This is a genomic window from Ensifer sp. EB106-03-01-XG145 (assembly GCF_058792075.1).
In genome coordinates this window covers 226,157-242,389 of the sequence record NZ_JBYTEC010000009.1, presented here as the reverse complement: position 1 = coordinate 242,389, position 16,233 = coordinate 226,157, and the positions used below count along the sequence as shown (strand labels likewise).

Annotated in this window: 12 protein-coding genes; 10 read left to right on the top strand and 2 right to left on the bottom strand. The window is 61.9% G+C overall.

The window, feature by feature from the left end:
- Window positions 1-108: 108 nt before the first annotated feature.
- From AC3WWH_RS21750 to AC3WWH_RS21730, 5 genes are all read left to right on the top strand, one after another.
- Window positions 109-2,229 (top strand): mechanosensitive ion channel family protein, encoded by a 2,121-nt coding sequence (locus tag AC3WWH_RS21750; RefSeq protein ID WP_113399069.1) that lies wholly within the window; start codon window positions 109-111, stop codon window positions 2,227-2,229.
- Window positions 2,230-2,270: 41 nt separating this feature from the next.
- Window positions 2,271-3,725 (top strand): lytic transglycosylase F, encoded by a 1,455-nt coding sequence (locus AC3WWH_RS21745; RefSeq protein ID WP_113399070.1) that lies wholly within the window; start codon window positions 2,271-2,273, stop codon window positions 3,723-3,725.
- 51 nt (window positions 3,726-3,776) lie between these two features.
- Window positions 3,777-4,052 carry a hypothetical protein gene (locus tag AC3WWH_RS21740; protein ID WP_058323961.1) on the top strand — a complete coding sequence of 92 codons (276 nt, stop codon included), beginning with the start codon at window positions 3,777-3,779 and terminating at the stop codon, window positions 4,050-4,052.
- A gap of 69 nt (window positions 4,053-4,121) precedes the next feature.
- Window positions 4,122-5,219, top strand: a complete 1,098-nt coding sequence (locus AC3WWH_RS21735) for a glycosyltransferase family 4 protein (protein ID WP_058323951.1) — start codon at window positions 4,122-4,124, stop codon at window positions 5,217-5,219.
- Window positions 5,216-5,986 carry a polysaccharide deacetylase family protein gene (locus tag AC3WWH_RS21730; protein WP_058323950.1) on the top strand — a complete coding sequence of 257 codons (771 nt, stop codon included), beginning with the start codon at window positions 5,216-5,218 and terminating at the stop codon, window positions 5,984-5,986. The genes AC3WWH_RS21735 and AC3WWH_RS21730 overlap by 4 nt, the downstream gene beginning before the upstream one ends.
- Here the strand turns inward: AC3WWH_RS21730 and AC3WWH_RS21725 are convergent.
- Window positions 5,973-6,803 carry an MBL fold metallo-hydrolase gene (locus AC3WWH_RS21725; protein ID WP_058323949.1) on the bottom strand — a complete coding sequence of 277 codons (831 nt, stop codon included), beginning with the start codon at window positions 6,801-6,803 and terminating at the stop codon, window positions 5,973-5,975. The genes AC3WWH_RS21730 and AC3WWH_RS21725 overlap by 14 nt on opposite strands.
- A gap of 276 nt (window positions 6,804-7,079) precedes the next feature.
- Here AC3WWH_RS21725 and AC3WWH_RS21720 point away from each other — a divergent pair, with 276 nt between their 5' ends.
- Complete coding sequence (locus AC3WWH_RS21720) at window positions 7,080-8,249, top strand: DUF3095 domain-containing protein (RefSeq protein ID WP_492377269.1); 1,170 nt, start codon at window positions 7,080-7,082, stop codon at window positions 8,247-8,249.
- A 50-nt stretch (window positions 8,250-8,299) separates the two neighbouring features.
- Here AC3WWH_RS21720 and AC3WWH_RS21715 read toward each other — a convergent pair whose 3' ends face one another.
- Window positions 8,300-9,637, bottom strand: a complete 1,338-nt coding sequence (locus AC3WWH_RS21715; protein WP_058323947.1) for a nucleotide sugar dehydrogenase — start codon at window positions 9,635-9,637, stop codon at window positions 8,300-8,302.
- A gap of 374 nt (window positions 9,638-10,011) precedes the next feature.
- Between AC3WWH_RS21715 and AC3WWH_RS21710 the strand changes: the two genes are divergently transcribed.
- The 4 genes from AC3WWH_RS21710 to AC3WWH_RS21695 all read left to right on the top strand — a co-directional run bounded on the left by AC3WWH_RS21710 (window position 10,012) and on the right by AC3WWH_RS21695 (window position 16,233).
- Window positions 10,012-11,361: an adenylate/guanylate cyclase domain-containing protein gene (locus AC3WWH_RS21710; RefSeq protein WP_057251304.1), complete on the top strand. Its 1,350-nt coding sequence runs from the start codon at window positions 10,012-10,014 to the stop codon at window positions 11,359-11,361.
- 8 nt (window positions 11,362-11,369) lie between these two features.
- The gene (locus AC3WWH_RS21705; protein ID WP_492377268.1) at window positions 11,370-12,320 is read left to right on the top strand and encodes a polysaccharide lyase family 20 protein; all 951 of its coding nucleotides are present in this window, start codon (window positions 11,370-11,372) and stop codon (window positions 12,318-12,320) included.
- Window positions 12,321-12,442: 122 nt separating this feature from the next.
- The gene (locus tag AC3WWH_RS21700; RefSeq protein WP_058328053.1) at window positions 12,443-14,335 is read left to right on the top strand and encodes an ABC transporter ATP-binding protein; all 1,893 of its coding nucleotides are present in this window, start codon (window positions 12,443-12,445) and stop codon (window positions 14,333-14,335) included.
- Complete coding sequence (locus tag AC3WWH_RS21695) at window positions 14,332-16,233, top strand: ABC transporter substrate-binding protein (RefSeq protein ID WP_058323944.1); 1,902 nt, start codon at window positions 14,332-14,334, stop codon at window positions 16,231-16,233. The genes AC3WWH_RS21700 and AC3WWH_RS21695 overlap by 4 nt, the downstream gene beginning before the upstream one ends.

The window sequence follows — 16,233 nt, the reverse complement described above, 5'->3', positions numbered from 1 at the left end:
GCGGCGCGGCGAAAGGGCGTTGGTAGAACCGCCTACAGGTATGTTAGCATTTGTAAAAGTTGAGAATCGTGCCGGTCGGGGCCGGCATGATCCCTGGGGGTGGTAAGAATGGGCTGTGTCGGGTCGTCGCGTCGTTTTCTGGGGCCGGTCTTCGGCCTTCTCGCGTTTCTTTCAATTATCTTCGGTCCCGTTTCCAAGGGGTTTGCGCAGGAGGCGGCGCCCGCCGCGCCGCCCGCCAAGGTCCAGCAACTGATCCAGCTACTCGACGATCCCGAAGTGAAGCAGTGGCTTTCGACGAAACAGGCGCCTGCTGTGGCGGCGACTAAGGCGCCTGCGACGGGCGTCGTCGCGCGCTGGACCGCCGAGATCAGGCGGCGCCTGACCGGCATTCGCGATGCCGTGCCGCGCGTTCTACCGGAAATGCAGGCGGGGCGGGATCGGCTGGCCGGCGTCATGGAGAGCCAGGGCCGGGCGCCCGTTCTCAGGGGTTTCTTCTTCATTCTCCTGATTGGCTACGGTGCCGAATACCTGCTGCGCTGGCTGTTGCGGCGTAGCCTGCAAGGGGCCGCGTTGGCAGGACCGGCGCGGACCATGTTGGCACGCGTTCTGCCGCTTGCCGTCTTTGCTGCCGCCAGCATGGCCGTGCTCGCCTTCGCAGAATGGCCAAAGCTGCTTGAGGCGACGATCGCGCCGCTGCTTGGAGCCTGGATCGGCGCTCGCCTCCTGATGATCATCGCATCCGCCGTCCTGAAAGGTGGTCGCGAAGGCGAGGAGAGCGCCGACGCCCGTGGCGGCTATCTGTCTCTGACCGCAGACGAGGCAGGCTTCTGGTATCGTCATGCTCTCTGGCTGATCAGTGCCGCCGCGCTCGTCTGGGGCGTCGGTGATGCGATGCTGGCGCTTGCCATATCCGCGGACGTGCGCGAACTGGTTACGACGATCCTTGGGCTCGTGGTCCTGGTCCTGGCGATCGCAACGGCGTTACGGCGACCGGCAAATGCGGTTACCGGCTCGCGCCGCATCGTCGGCAATGTGCTGCTGGTCGCCTTCCTGATTGTGCTGTGGCTGATCTGGGTCGCGGGCATGGAGGTCCTGTTCTGGATCGGTCTCTATGTGATCGGCCTGCCGCCGCTGCTGCGCTTCACCAGCGCCTTCACGAAGACGATGCTGGATACCTCCGCTGCCGATGATTTCAGAGTGATGCGCAACGTCCTGATCGAGCGGGGCGCCCGTCTCCTGATCATCGCCCTCGCGGCCGCCTGGCTGGCAGTCGTGTTCAAGATCAACGCGATGGCGATGATGCAGGATGATGTTTTTAATCGGATCTTCCGCGGCGCGCTCGCCGGCATCGTGATCTTGCTGGCGGCGGATCTCGTGTGGCAGTTGGTGAAGGGTTTCATCAGCCTGCGCCTGATGCAGGCGCATGCGGTGGCCGCCGATCCCGTGCAGCAGGCTCGCAACTCGCGCCTGATGACCCTGTTGCCGATCCTGCGCAATTTCCTCGCGGTTTTCATCGCCGTCGTGGCGGTGCTGATGGTTCTCTCCGGCCTCGGCGTTGAAATCGGCCCGCTGATCGCCGGCGCCGGCGTGTTCGGTGTCGCAATCGGCTTCGGATCGCAGTCGCTGGTCAAGGACGTCATCAGTGGCGTTTTCTACATGACGGATGACGCGTTCCGAGTGGGCGAGTATATCCAGAGCGGCAGCTACAAGGGCACTGTCGAATCCTTCAGCATTCGCTCGGTCAAGCTGCGGCACCATCGGGGCCCGGTCTTTACAGTGCCGTTCGGCTCGCTGGGTGCGGTCCAGAACATGAGCCGCGATTGGGTGATCGACAAATTCATGATCAACGTTTCGTTCGATACCGATGTGGCGAAGGTAAAGAAGGTGGTGAAAGGTATCGGGGCCAAGCTGCTCGAGGATCCCGAACTGGGGCCGTTGATCCTGGAAACGGTCAAGATGAAAGGCGTCGAACAGTTTGGCGATTATGGGATGACGCTCAGCTTCGCCATGAAGACGAAGCCGGGAAATCAGACCCAGGTCAGACGTCGGGCCCAGGTCATGATCAAGGAAGCCTTCAAGGAAAACGGCATCAATTTCGCTTCGCCGACGGTGCAGGTGGCGGGCGACGAGCAGCAGCACTCTGCTGCAGCCGCTGCCGCGACCCGTGATGCCATCGAAAAGAAGAAAGCTGCGGCCGCCCTTGCCGAAGGCGGTGCGCCGCAGGAATAGCCTTTATCATCGAGGTTTCTCGGGGGCATGGGAGGCCGGATATGAAACGCCTGCTTTTGGTGGCAATGCTCCTCGTATTTTTGGGGGGGGATAACGGCTGGGCGCAATCGAACGAGCAATTCGTTCGGTCGATGTTCGTTCCGCACACGGACGACTTCGACGGGATGGAAAAGCGACGCGTGATCCGCATCATCGTACCGTTCAGCAAGACGACCTATTTTATCGATCGCGGTCAGCAATTGGGCACGGCTGTTGAATTCGGGACGGCGCTCGAAAACGAGCTCAACAAGGATCGCAAGGAGCAGATCGACAAGATCCGCGTCGGTTTCGTACCGATGCCGCGGGCGAGACTTGTGTCGGCGCTGGAAGAAGGTCTCGGCGATATCGTCATGGCGAACCTGACGATCACCGAAACACGGCTCACCGAGGTGGATTTCACGGCGCCGCTCTACAACGAAGCCAAGGAGGTTCTCGTCACTGGCCCATCCGCGCCTGCAATCGCCAGTCTTGATGACCTGAGCGGACAGGAAATCCATGTGCGACGCTCGAGCAGCTACTACGAGCACCTGGCGGCCCTGAGTGCCGGTTTCGAAAAGTCAGGCCGGCCGCCTATTGCCTTGAAGGAGATGGATGAGAACCTGGAGGACGAAGACGTCCTGGAGATGATCAATGCCGGCCTGCTGCCGTGGACGGTCGTCGACATGTACAAGGCGAACATCTGGTCGAAGGTCTTCGCCGACCTCAAGGTGCGGGAGGATATTGCTGTGTCCGATCACGGCGAAATCGCCTGGGCGATCCGCAAGGACAGCCCGAAGCTCAAGGCCGTGCTCGACGACTTCGTCAAGACCCATAAGGTCGGCACCACCTTCGGCAATATCTTGAAGAACACCTACTACAAGGGCGACAAGATGCTGAAGCGTGCCTATGATCCGGCGGATGTCGAACGCTTCAAAGTGCTGGTCGAGATCTTCCGCAAGCACGCAAAGACCTATTCCTTCGATCGCCTGATGCTGATGGCGCAAGGATACCAGGAATCACGGCTCGATCAGTCCAGGCGCAGCCATCGCGGTGCTGTGGGCATCATGCAGCTCCTGCCGTCGACCGCAGCGGACAAGGCGGTCAACATCCACGGCATCGACAAGGACGAGAATCTGAATGTCGAAGCTGGGTCGAAGTATCTGCGCTTCCTCGTCGATACCTACATCAACGACCCGGCCGTGACCCCGCGAGATCAGTTGCTGTTTGCCTTCGCGGCCTACAATGCCGGGCCCGGGAACCTGCGCAAGTTCCGGGCAAAGGCCAAGGATATGGGGCTCGATCCGAACCTCTGGTTCGGCAATGTCGAAAATGCCGCCGCCGCGATCGTCGGGCGCGAGACGGTTCAATATGTCAGCAACATCTATAAGTACTATGTGGCCTATAGCCTGCTGGACGCCCATGACGCTGACGTGGCCGCGGCGAAAGTCGAAAACAAGTCGGCCGCCACCGCGCCATAGGCGTGCGGCGCACGTGTTCTCGCGAGATGTGGAGGTCTCGAAATGGTCGCGATGAAAAGCAACCCGCCTGTGAGGCGGTCGGCAGCCCTGCTTTGCCTTTTCGCTCTGACGCTCGCCGGCTGTACCACGCCGGACATCGAGCCGATCCCGGGCAGCATCACCTATGGTGGACAGCCCCGCACGAAGCTGACGAAGGCGCCGGTGGGCAGCATCGTCCCGCACCGCTTCACGAGCGGTAACAGTTTCGTTCAGGAGACCTATGTCATTGAACCGGATCGCACGCTCAGGCTTATCCGACGCGACTACTATGATTTGCCGATCGATTGACGAACCGGTTGTGCGCACGGAAACCCGTTGGTTGACAGTCTCGCGCGAAGGCACGATAGCTCGCTGCGGATGAAGATCGCCTTTTATGCACCGCTGAAATCCCCCGATCACCCGGTGCCGTCAGGCGACCGGCTGATGGCCCGCATGCTGATCGCGGCACTGCGGATCGGTGGGCACGAGGTTACGATTGCATCGGACCTGCGCAGTTTCATGGTTAAGCCGTCGGATCAGGGTTTCCGGGAACTTGAGCTTGCGGCGGAAGCCGAGACCGCGCGCCTTCGGGCACTCTGGCAGAGCGAGGGCGTTCCCGATCTCTGGTTCTGCTACCATCCCTATTACAAGGCGCCCGACCTTCTCGGGCCCAGGCTTTCGGACGAATTTTCCATTCCCTATGCGACGGCGGAAGCGTCATACGCGATGCGGCGGAATGAGGGTGTCGGCGCGATTGCCCAGCGCCATGTTCTTGCGGGGATTTCGCAAGCTGCCGTCAACATCTGCCTGACGCGCCGCGACCGCGACGGCCTTCTTGAAGCCGCTCCCTCATGCCGCCACGCGATGCTTGCGCCGTTCATCGACGCTGCGCCGTTCATTGAGAGCAAGCCATCAGCCGATGCCCCCTGCCGCCTGGTCGTGGTCGCGATGATGCGCAGCGGCGACAAGATGAATAGCTACCGCATGCTGGCGCAGGCGCTGACGCGTGTTGCCGACGCCGCCTGGACCTTGACGATCGTCGGCGACGGACCTTGCCGCGACGAGGTCATGGGGGCCTTTGCGACTTTGCCTCCCGAGCGATTGATGTGGCTTGGCGAAAAGGATGCAGCCGACCTGCCGGATATTCTTGCCAGCACTGATCTCTACGTGTGGCCCGGCTGCGGCGAGGCTTACGGGCTTGCCTATCTCGAAGCGCAGGCCGCAGGCCTGCCGGTCGTTGCGCAACGAACGGCCGGCGTGCCGGAAGTTGTGAGAGACGGTGAGACCGGGCTGCTGACGCGGGATGGGGATATCGGCGCCTATGCGGCGGCGATGCGCGACCTGATCGAGGATCCGGCCGGCCGCAAGCGATTGGGCGCAGCCGCCCGACGGTTCGTTCATGAGGAGCGCTCGTTTCCGGCAGCCGCCCGACGGCTTCGCTCGATTTTCGATGAATTTCTGGAGACGCAGAAATGACCGAGGAAATCCATTGGCAGCGCCTTGCTGCGGAGCTCGATCGCCTTGAAGCGTCGGGACGGCCGGTGGATTTCTGGCTGCGTGACGACGACGCAGCCGAGCCGACGCGGGCGCTCGATCGGTTGCTGTCGCTGGTCGACCGACACGCTCTTCCGGTCGTTCTGGCCGTTCCGCCAGCCCAGACCGGCGAGGCGCTCGCACGCCGCCTTGGCGGGCTCGCAGATGTCAGCATTGCCGTGCACGGGTGGGCGCATCGCAATCATGCGCCGCCTGCGGAAAAGAAGCAGGAGCTTGGCGCGCACCGGCCGCGCGCCACAGTGCTCCACGAACTCGAGCTCGGCTATGACCGCTTGCGGACGCTCTTCCCGAGCGGCTTCGTGCCGATGCTCGTTCCCCCGTGGAACCGGATCGACAACACGCTTCTCGACGGCTTGCCCGACATCGGTTTCAAGGTGCTCTCGGTCTTCGGGCCGGAGAAACCATCGACGTTCAAGCTCGTCAACACGCATGTCGATGTCATGGATTGGCGCGGGACGCGCGGTTGCCGCGACCATGCACTGATCGTCTCAGACATCATTGCGAGGCTTCGGCAGGTGACCGGCGACGTCGAGGAGAGAGCGGAGCAGAAGGGCCGCACGATCGGCGTGCTGACGCATCACCTCGTTCACGACGAGGGCGTCTGGACATTCCTCGAAAAGCTCTTTGCGGCGACCAGCAGACATCCGGCCTGCTGTTGGCTTGCCGGCCGCGAGATTACAGCTCGATGATCTGTCCGTCGCGGGCGGCAAAGGCGCCGGCGAACGTCGCCTGAACGTCGCGTTCCATTGCGGCCAGCGCCTCGTCGGTGCGGGACGGATCGTGATGGAACATGGCCAGATGCTTGACACCGGCGGCCATCGCCAGCCGGGCGCCATGCATGCCGGTCGAGTGCCCGAAGCCCTGAAAATGATCCATCTCGCTTTCGAGATAGGTGCAGTCGTAGACCATCAGATCACAGCCGGCGATCAGATCGAGAACCGCGGGATCGAGAATGCCGGGCTCGTGCTCGGTGTCGTAGACGAGCGCGACGGCACGCCCGTTCCATTCGACGCGGTACCCGACACAGCCGCCCGGATGCCTGAGGCTTGTCGTGCGGACCGTGATCCCCGCCCGTGGCGTCAGCACGTCACCGGGTTTGAAATCCAGGCCGTCGAGGCTTGCCTGACAGATATCCGGGTCCACCGGGAACCACGGCGGGCGCATAAAGTCGCGGATCATTTCCTTCGTGGTCATCGTGCCGTGCAGATGGCCGGACCAGAAGCGTACCGAGTTCTGACACTTGTAGATCGGCTTGAAATAGGGAAGGCCGATGATGTGGTCATAGTGGCTGTGGGTGAAGAAAAGGTCGAATTGGTCGACGCCTTCGGCGATCAGCGAGTAACCGGCCTCGCGCAGCCCCGACCCCGCATCGAAGAGCAATACATCCTTGCCGCATCGAATCTCGATGCAGGATGTATTTCCCCCATAGGCGACGTATTGTTGGCCGGATACCGGCAAACTTCCTCTTACGCCCCAGAACCGCACTCGAAAGTTGTCGTCACGCATTCAGTTTCGGCTTCACTACGCACGCTCGGATCATCTTGATCCTTGTGTGACTGTTAAACAAGCACAATGGCCACACCCCTGCAATGCCATGGGTTACTATTTGGAAAGTAACCTTAGCGTCGCCAAGAGCGCCCGGTTGGAAATCGTCCGACGGAACCGCATTTCAGCGGGGGCGCCGGATCGATGGCGAGGCCTTAGCAGCAGCACATGAAACTTTTCCTTGCGCTGTTACGTGGATTATTTATCGAACGCAGTAACGTAGGGAACAGGTCACGCATGGTTGAGGCAACAGACGGGCGGTTCTATAACAGCGTACCTCTCTTCGATGCGTTCGAAGGGGTCGCGGACGAGGCGAATTATCGTCCGCTGCCGGACGGCTGGCTTCTCGCCGTTGCCGACATCGTCAACTCCACCGGCGCGATCGCCGAAGGCCGCTACAAAACTGTGAATATGGCAGGCGCCAGCGTCATTTCGGCGTTGATGAACGCGCTCGAAGAAAAGTCGATGCCCTTTGTTTTCGGGGGGGACGGCGCGCTCGCCGTGCTGCCGGCGCCGATGGCGGACCGCGCACGCGACGCACTCGCCGCCGTGAAGACCTGGGTCGCTGAGGAACTCGGGCTCGAAATGCGCGCCGCCCTGGTGCCGGTCAGCGATATCCGCGCCAACGGCCTCGATATGCGCGTCGCCCGCTTCAAGGCGAGCGAAGAGGTTTCCTACGCGATGTTTTCGGGCGGTGGCGCCAGTTGGGCCGAAGCGGCGATGAAGGCGGGACGCTATCCCGTCGGTGCCGCGGCGGCTGGCAGCCGGCCTGACCTCACCGGGCTTTCCTGTCGCTGGAACCCGATCGAGTCCCGCCACGGCGCTATTGCCTCGATCATCGCCGTGCCGGGGCCGAAGGGCAATGGACCGGAGTTTCAGGCGTTGATCGCCGACATTGTCGCATTGGCGGAGGAGGAAGAACGCAACGGCCATCCTGTTCCCGAACTTGGGCCGAGGCCACGTTTCTCGTTCAAGGGCATCGAAGTCGAGGCGCGGGCCGTGGCACCGAAAGGACGGCGCTTTCTTCCCCGTTGCTTCATCACCGTGCAGACGCTGGTTCTGTTTGTCTGCCTCAGGATGGGCTGGAATCTTGGGTCGTTCGACACGAACCGCTACCGCCGCGACCTCGCCGACAACACGGATTTCCGCAAGTTCGACGACGGGCTGAAAATGACGATCGACATCAGTGCCGAACGGCTCGCACGGATCGAGACGAGGTTAAGGCAGGCAGAGGCGGCGGGTGTCGGGTACTATGGCTTGCATCAACAGGATTCGGCGCTGATGACCTGCATCGTGCCGACGCCGATGACACGGGACCACATGCATTTCGTCGACGGCGCGTCGGGCGGCTACGCGGTGGCGGCAAGTAAGCTCAAGGCCGCGCTGGCGCGCGTAAGCACCGCCTAGCAAGACGCCGCGAGTGCCGCCGTTTGCAGCCCTTGGCGGGTTCGGGTGGGCTAGGCCTTGACGATATGCTCGCCGGTCAGCCCGTTGCGGTAGAACACGTTGCGCGTATCGACGACGAGCGAGGCGGAAGCGGCGAGGGCCGCGTAATCCACCTGGTCGTGATCGGTGGCAATCAGCACGGCATCGAACGCCGCGACTGTTTGCGCGTCGAGAGAGACCGAACGCCGGCCCTTCAAAGCACCATGTTCGCGTGTCGGTGGGATCTCGGCGACGTAGGGGTCGTGATAGGAAGTGCGTCCGCCGCGCTCTTCGATCAACTCGATCAGGCGCAGCGACGGGCTCTCGCGAATATCCGGAACATTCTTCTTGTAGGCGAGGCCGACGACGAGGACGTTGGAACGGCTGAGCGCCTTGCCAGCCTTGCGGTCGAGTGCCTCGGCCAGGCGGCTGACCACATGGCGCGGCATGGCCGAGTTGATCTCGCCGGCAAGCTCGATGAAGCGCGTCGGCAGCTCGTATTCCCGCGACTTCCAGGTGAGGTAGAAGGGGTCGATCGGGATGCAGTGGCCGCCGAGGCCCGGTCCGGGGTAGAACGGCATGTAGCCGAACGGCTTGGTCTTCGCCGCTTCGATCACTTCCCAGACGTCGATGCCCATGGCCTCGTAGACGATCTTCAATTCGTTGACGAGGGCGATGTTGACGGAGCGGAAGATGTTTTCGGTGAGCTTCACGGCCTCCGCTGTGGCGTTGGAGGAGACCGGCACGACGGTTTTCACCACGGCTGCATAGAACCGTTCCATCAGGGCCGAAGCCTGCGGTCCATCGCCGGCGACGACCTTCGGAATGCTGACCGTTTCGTAGGTCGGATTGCCGGGATCCTCACGTTCCGGCGAAAAGCCGACGAAGAAGTCGCTGCCGGACCTGAGCCCGGTTTCCTCGAGGATGGTGCGCACGACGCCGTCGGTCGTCCCGGGATAGGTGGTCGATTCCAGGACGACGAGTTGTGCAGGCCTGAGGGTCGCCGCGATCGCGCGTGACGTCTTTTCGACGAAGGAAAGATCCGGGTCGCGGTGTTTGGTAAGCGGCGTCGGCACGCAGATGATAATGACGTCGCAGTCCGCCAGCTCTTGAAAGTCCGTCGTCGAGCGGAAGCGGCCGGCACCGCTCTCTTTCGCGAGCGCGGCGTCCGATACGGCGGCGATGTAGGACTTGCCCGCGTCGAGCGCGACGATCTTGGTGGGGTCGATGTCGAAGCCGGTAACGGCAAAACCCGCGCGAGCAGCGGCGATGGCGAGCGGCAGGCCGACATAGCCAAGACCGATGACGCCGACCTTGGCGCTCGAGGCGGAGATGGACGAGAGCAGGCTTTCGAAATGAGGTGAGGTCAAGTTTGCTTTCCGGATCTCGTGGACAGACGCGTGACGCCGCGCGAACATGTCGTGGTTTGTTGGAGAGAAACAAGCCCCAAGTCAAGCGAGGCACTGCGTCACGCCGAAGGACAGGCCTTTGAGCCCTCTATCAAAACATCATGCGAGAAAAACTTTGCCCGGCCTCTGGAAATCGCCGGGTGGCATCAATATCTGCACCATATAAGTGCCGCATTCCGGGTGCCTGCACGTCATCGACGCCGGAATCGGTTGGAGCATTTTCTTAACGGGCACGGCTCATCATCATCCACCGCGAACATGGACCGGCAATTTGCCGGGGCGTTCGTCGTCTCCGGATGCTGACGCGGGACGGTCTGTCATGGTGAGGACGCGAAATGGCCCCGACGAACGACAACGTATCCGAAATCCTCATCGACAAGGTTGCCGACTGGCTGATGCGGACGTCGCTCAGCGACGCGCCGCTGGAAACGATCGTCAAAGGCTTTTGCGAGCGGCTCGCTGCCGCCGGCCTGCCGCTGATGCGCGTCCATCTCTCCTTTTCGATGTTGCATCCGCTTTATGATGCGCTTGGTTTTACCTGGATCCGCGGCAAGGGCGTCGAGGTAAGCGGCCTTCGGCACGAAGAACTGGCGCTCAATCCCGAGCGTTTCCTGCAGAGCCCCTACTACTATCTGCTCAACAACAATCTCGAGCATGTCCGGCGGCGTCTTTACCAGGATACGCCGTCCGAGTTCCCGATCTTCGACGATCTCAAGGAGATGGGCGCCACGGACTACCTGGCCTTCATGCAATCGCTCGGCGCCGATTCGGGGCATGGCATGGTCGGATCCTGGACCACGGACCGCCATGGCGGCTTCACCGATGATGTGATCGGGGCGTTGCTCAAGCTTCAGCACCACCTGGCGGTCGCCGCGAAGATGGCGGTGCTCGGAAAGCTCGCCGACAATATGCTGACCACCTATCTCGGCTCCAGCGCCGGTCGGCGCGTGATGAGCGGCCAGGTCCGCCGCGGCGACGGCGAAACCGTGCGCGCGATCCTGGTCATGGCCGACATGCGTCGCTCGACGATGCTGGCGGAGAAGGAGGGGCGGCAGTCCTATATCGAGACGCTGAACACCTATTTCGACGCGATCGCCGCGCCGTTCAATCGCAATGGCGGCCATATCCTGAGCTTCGTCGGGGACGGGTTCATCGCCGTCTATCCGTGTGGGCGCCATAAGGAGCCGTCCGAATTTGCCGCCCGCGAGGCCTTTGCCGCCGTGCGCGCAGCAACGGCGCGCATGGAGATGCTGAACGGCGAACGGCGCAAGCAATCCCGCGATCCCATCGGCTATGGCATCGGGCTGCATGTCGGCAACGTGATGTTCGGCAATGTCGGCCTGCGCGACCGGCTGACCTTCTCCGCTTTCGGCTCGGCCGTCAACGAAGTGCAGCGGTTGCAGAACCTCACCAAGAAATATGCGCATAGCGTCGTCGCCAGCGAGGCCTTCGTCAATTACTGCGGCGGAGATTGGACGGCGCTCGGCCAGGAAAAACTGCGCGGAGTGCGGCAGAAATTCACGATTCTCTACCCCAACGATGCAGCGTTGCTTGCCAGAGCAGATGAGCGCTTCGACGATGTGTTGCAGGATGGACTTTCCGAGGCGGAACATGTCATGCTGCTTCACCGCAATACTCGTCCGCTTCAGCCGCCGCGCGGCCTTATCGACAAGATGCTTCAATAGGGGGGAGAATGTTCCGAGCCGTGTTTGTCGCCGCCAGCATCGCCATGGCCGGAGGCGCGATGGCGCAGCCGTGGGAAAGCAAACTGTCAGACGGCTTTGAGGGGCAGAACTTCGCACCCGAAGGCGGGCTCTACTATCGCGATAACTTCGAGCAGAGTGCGGGCACGGTGGAATTTCAAAACCAGGTGACGCACACCGGCAAAGGCGCACTCAAGCTGAGCGTCGTTCCGACCTGTCCGGATTCCCTCGACGGTTGTAGCGAGCGAGCCGAGATCTGGGAGAAGACGGCGCTGCGCGTGCCCTACGACCAGGGGGTCTGGTATGGTTTCGCGGTCAAGTTCGCCGATCCGGTCCCGAAGGAGGATCATCGCTATCTGATCGCCCAATGGAAGCGTGAGATCGATCCCGGCGCCGAAGGTGATTTCAGTCCGTTCCTTGCTTTACGACTCGAGGCGGGCAAGCTCTTCGTCACGGTGGAGACGAATTACATCGCGCCGCTGTCATCCGGCCCGGAAGGTACGCCGGCGAGCTGCAAACCTGGCGAAATCCCCGTGTGGGGGCGGCCTAACGTCAACCAGATGCGTATGCTGGTCGCCGCCGACAGCAACTGGAAACCGGAAGACGGCAGTCTGTTCAACGCCTGCACAGATGCCATCAAGGTGACGAACCATGGCAACCCGCTGCCCGATCCGAAGTCCGGCTGGATCGACTTCGCGATCTACACGCTGCCGGGGGCCGGTGGCACGGGACGCGTCGAACTCTTCGCCAACGGCAAGCCGATCATCACGGTGGCGGGGCATGTCGGCCACGCCGACAAGGGGCTCGGCAAGAACCAGTACTTCAAGTTCGGCCCCTATCGGGCTGCCGATACGACCGACTGGACGCTGTTTTATGACGACTTCCGCCGCTCGCCGAATTGCGCCGACGTGCTGAAGGGCGGGACGTGCCCCGCGCTCTAACCAACTGAAGATGCACGGGGCAATGCTCCGGTTGCAGTTGGCCATGCTGGACAGCCCTCTGAAGCTGCGCTAGTCTTTTTTTAGAGGCGGCGGATAAAAAGCAATGAGGGAAGCGTGCTGCTATGACATCTGGGGCGGACCTGCTTCGAGTTGAAGGTCTGCGGATCACATTCTCGGTGCTTGGCGGCGAAGTTCAAGCCGTCAATAATGCGAATTTCAGGATTTTGTCCGGCAAGGTCACGGCGCTCGTTGGCGAGTCGGGATCGGGCAAGTCGGCAATCAGCCAGGCGGTGATGGGCATCTTGCCCAACGTCGCCAGGGTTGGTGGTAAAATTCTGTTCAACGATCCCACCACGGCGGCAAAGCCCATCGACCTGCTTTCGCTGGAGCGGGAAGGTGATGAGATACGTAGCCTGCGCGGCACGCGTATCAGCAAGATCTTTCAGGAGCCGATGACGTCGTTGTCGCCGCTCCATACGATCGGAAACCAGATTTCCGAGGTGCTGAAGATCCACACGGATGCGGAAAAGGCTGAACGCCGGGCACGGACCGAGGAACTGCTCGGCTATGTTGGCTTTGCCAATCCGAAGCGCGCCTACGAAATGTATCCGTTCGAGCTTTCCGGCGGCATGCGCCAGCGCGCGATGATTGCGATGGCGCTGATCTGCCGGCCGGCCCTCTTGATCGCCGACGAGCCGACGACCGCGCTCGATGTGACGGTGCAGGCGCAGATCCTTAAACTTCTGCGCGAGCTTCAGGTGAAGCTCAATATGGCAATGCTGCTGATCACCCACGACCTCGGTGTCGTCGCCAACATGGCCGACGAGGTTGTGGTGATTTATCATGGGCAGATCGTCGAGGCTGGCCCTGTCGAGGCCATCTTCCGCAACCCGCAGCATCCCTATCTCAAGGGCCTGATGGCCGCCGTTCCGCATTTCGACATGAAGCCCGGCGAACGGCTGAAGGCGCTGCGCGAAGTGCCGGTCAAGGCCGGGTCAGTGCTTGGGACTTCGGTGGCCAACCGGCGCGCTGGCCCACAGGTGCTGCTGTCCGTCCGTAACCTCTCGAAGACATATGGAACGCGAAAATCGTCCTGGTTTGGTGGCGGCGAAAGTTCTCATCACCGCGCCGTCGACGATGTCAGCTTTGATATCCGCCGCGGCGAATGCCTGGGCCTCGTCGGCGAGAGCGGCTGCGGCAAGACGACTGTCAGCAAGATCCTAATGCGGGCGGTAACGCCGGACACCGGCTCGGTGACCTTCGATAACGGCGAAGGTCCGGTCGATGTGCTGAAGGCTCAAGGCGACGAACTGAAGGCGCTCCGGTCGAAGATCCAGATGGTGTTTCAGGACCCGGTTTCGTCGCTTTCCCCGCGCATGACCGTCAAGAACATTCTCAGCGAGCCCCTGGAGATCCATGGGCGCGGAACGGGCAAATCGCGCGTCGAGACCGTGCGCGAACTGCTGCAAGCCGTCGGGCTCGACCAGCGCTTCATCAACCGCTATCCGCACAGTTTCTCGGGCGGGCAGCGTCAACGCATCGGCATTGCCCGGGCTCTCGCGCTCGTGCCGGAACTGCTGATCTGCGACGAGCCGGTATCGGCGCTCGACGTCTCGGTCCAGGCGCAAATCCTCAACCTTCTCAAGGATTTGCAGAAGGAACTGGGACTGACCTGCCTGTTCATCTCGCACAACCTCGCTGTCGTGGATTACATGGCGGACCGTATTGCCGTCATGTGCGCCGGCCGCATTGTCGAGCTCGCCCCGCGCGAGGTGCTGATGCGCAAGCCGGTTCATCCCTATACCAAGTCGCTGTTGGCGGCCGTTCCCTATCCGGATCTCGATCGGCCGCTCGACTTTGACAGGCTGAAGGACAGCGAAGGATCGGATATGCGGCGCTGGGGACCGCAGTTCCGTGTCGACGACGCTGGCGACACGCTCATCCCCGCCGATCTCGGTGGCGACCACTTCGTGCTGGCGCGCCGGTCCGTGGATGCAAGGGAGTTACGGCCATGATCACCCGCCGAACTGTACTGGCATTGCTTGCAACCGTGGCATTCCCCATGCGGCTCCTGGCTGCTGGGGGTGAACCGGCGTTTCTGGAAAAGCTGATTGCCGACGGCAAGCTTCCGCCGGTCAGCGAGCGCTTGCCCAAGACGCCGCGTGTCATCAACGTCGCGGCGCTGGGGCGCACGCCCGGCAAGCACGGCGGTGACGTGACGATGATCATCGGCAGTGCCAAGGACATCCGGCTCATGACCGTCTACGGCTATGCCCGTCTGCTCGGCTATGATGAAACGCTGAAGCTCGAAGCGGACGTCCTTGAAAGCTACGAGACGGTCGAGGACCGCATCTTCACCTTCCACCTGAGAGAAGGGCATAAGTGGTCCGACGGGACGCCGCTGACGGCCGAGGACTTCCGCTATTGCTGGGACGATGTGCTCAACAACGAGAAGCTGAGCCCCGCCGGTTTGCCGACTGCGCTGGTGATGGACGGCGAAGCCGGAAAGTTCGAAGTCATAGACGAACGAACCGTTCGCTATACTTGGTCGACGCCCAACCCGGACTTCCTGCAGAAGCTCGCCGCACCGCAGCCGCTGGTGGTGGCGGTGCCTTCAGCCTATCTCAAGCAGTTCCACGAGAAATATCAGGAAGAAGACAAGCTCAAGGCTTTGATGAAGGAGCAGCGCGTCAAGAAGTGGAGCCAGCTCCATATGCGCATGGCTCGCTCCTATCGCCCTGAGAATCCTGAGCTTCCGACGCTCGATCCATGGCGCAACACGACGCCACTTCCTGCCGAACAGTTCATCTTTGAGCGCAACCCCTACTTCCACCGCGTCGACGAGAACGGGTTGCAGCTTCCCTATATAGACAAGTTCGTGCTCAACGTCAGCTCGTCGGCGCTGATCCCGGCGAAGACGGGCACGGGCGAAAGCGACCTTCAGGCGACGGGCATCGACTTCGTCGACTATACCTTCCTCAAGGATTCCGAGAAGCGGTACCCGGTCAAGGTGCTGCTGTGGAAGAAGACGCAAGGCTCGCGCCTGGCGCTGTTGCCGAACCTCAATTGCTCCGACACGGTCTGGCGGTCGTTGCTGCAGGATGTGCGCGTTCGCCGTGCGCTCTCGCTGGCCATCGACCGCACCGAGATCAACAAGGCAGTCTTCTACGGCTTGACCAAGGAGAGCGCCGACACGGTTCTGCCGGACAGCCCGCTGTTCCGTCCGGAGTTCGCCAATGCTTGGGTGGCCCACGATCCAGCTCAAGCCAATGCACTACTCGACGAAGCGGGCCTGACGCAACGCGATAGTGACGGCATTCGCGTCCTGCCCGATGGCAGGGCCGCGCAAATCGTCGTGGAAACGGCCGGCGAAAGCACACTCGAGACGGACGTGCTGCAGCTCGTCACCGACTACTGGCAGAAGGTCGGGATATCGCTTTTCATCCGCACCTCGCAGCGCGACACGTTCCGCAGCCGTGCTGTCGGCGGCGAGATCGTCATGTCGATGTGGTTCGGGCTCGACAACGGCGTTCCGACCCCGGGCATGAACCCGGGGCAACTGGCGCCGACGGCCGACGACCAGCTGCAATGGCCGGTCTGGGGGCTCAACTACCTGTCCCATGGCGAAATGGGCCAGCCGCCGGATCTGCCTGCCGCTGTCGAACTGACTGAGCTGTTGCAACGCTGGCGGCATTCGGCTGAAGACGCCGAGCGCACGGAGATTTGGACCCGCATGCTGTCGATCTACACAGACCAGGTCTTCTCGATCGGTATCGTCAACGCCTCGCTACAGCCGATCCTCGTGGCGAAGAAGCTGCGGAATGTGCCGGAAACGGGGCTCTACGGCTTCGATCCCACGTCCTATTTTGGTGTTTACAAAACCGATACCTTCTGGATCGAGCAGGAAGCCTGA

Bases quoted from the DNA above. Each gene is read 5' to 3' on its own strand.
- AC3WWH_RS21700 (WP_058328053.1), top strand. From the start codon at position 12,443: ATGACATCTGGGGCGGACCTGCTTCGAGTTGAAGGTCTGCGGATCACA.
- AC3WWH_RS21705 (WP_492377268.1), top strand. From the start codon at position 11,370: ATGTTCCGAGCCGTGTTTGTCGCCGCCAGCATCGCCATGGCCGGAGGC.
- AC3WWH_RS21735 (WP_058323951.1), top strand. From the start codon at position 4,122: ATGAAGATCGCCTTTTATGCACCGCTGAAATCCCCCGATCACCCGGTG.
- AC3WWH_RS21745 (WP_113399070.1), top strand. From the start codon at position 2,271: ATGAAACGCCTGCTTTTGGTGGCAATGCTCCTCGTATTTTTGGGGGGG.
- AC3WWH_RS21750 (WP_113399069.1), top strand. From the start codon at position 109: ATGGGCTGTGTCGGGTCGTCGCGTCGTTTTCTGGGGCCGGTCTTCGGC.
- AC3WWH_RS21740 (WP_058323961.1), top strand. From the start codon at position 3,777: ATGAAAAGCAACCCGCCTGTGAGGCGGTCGGCAGCCCTGCTTTGCCTT.
- AC3WWH_RS21725 (WP_058323949.1), bottom strand. From the start codon at position 6,803: ATGCGTGACGACAACTTTCGAGTGCGGTTCTGGGGCGTAAGAGGAAGT.
- AC3WWH_RS21730 (WP_058323950.1), top strand. From the start codon at position 5,216: ATGACCGAGGAAATCCATTGGCAGCGCCTTGCTGCGGAGCTCGATCGC.
- AC3WWH_RS21695 (WP_058323944.1), top strand. From the start codon at position 14,332: ATGATCACCCGCCGAACTGTACTGGCATTGCTTGCAACCGTGGCATTC.
- AC3WWH_RS21720 (WP_492377269.1), top strand. From the start codon at position 7,080: ATGGTTGAGGCAACAGACGGGCGGTTCTATAACAGCGTACCTCTCTTC.
- AC3WWH_RS21710 (WP_057251304.1), top strand. From the start codon at position 10,012: ATGGCCCCGACGAACGACAACGTATCCGAAATCCTCATCGACAAGGTT.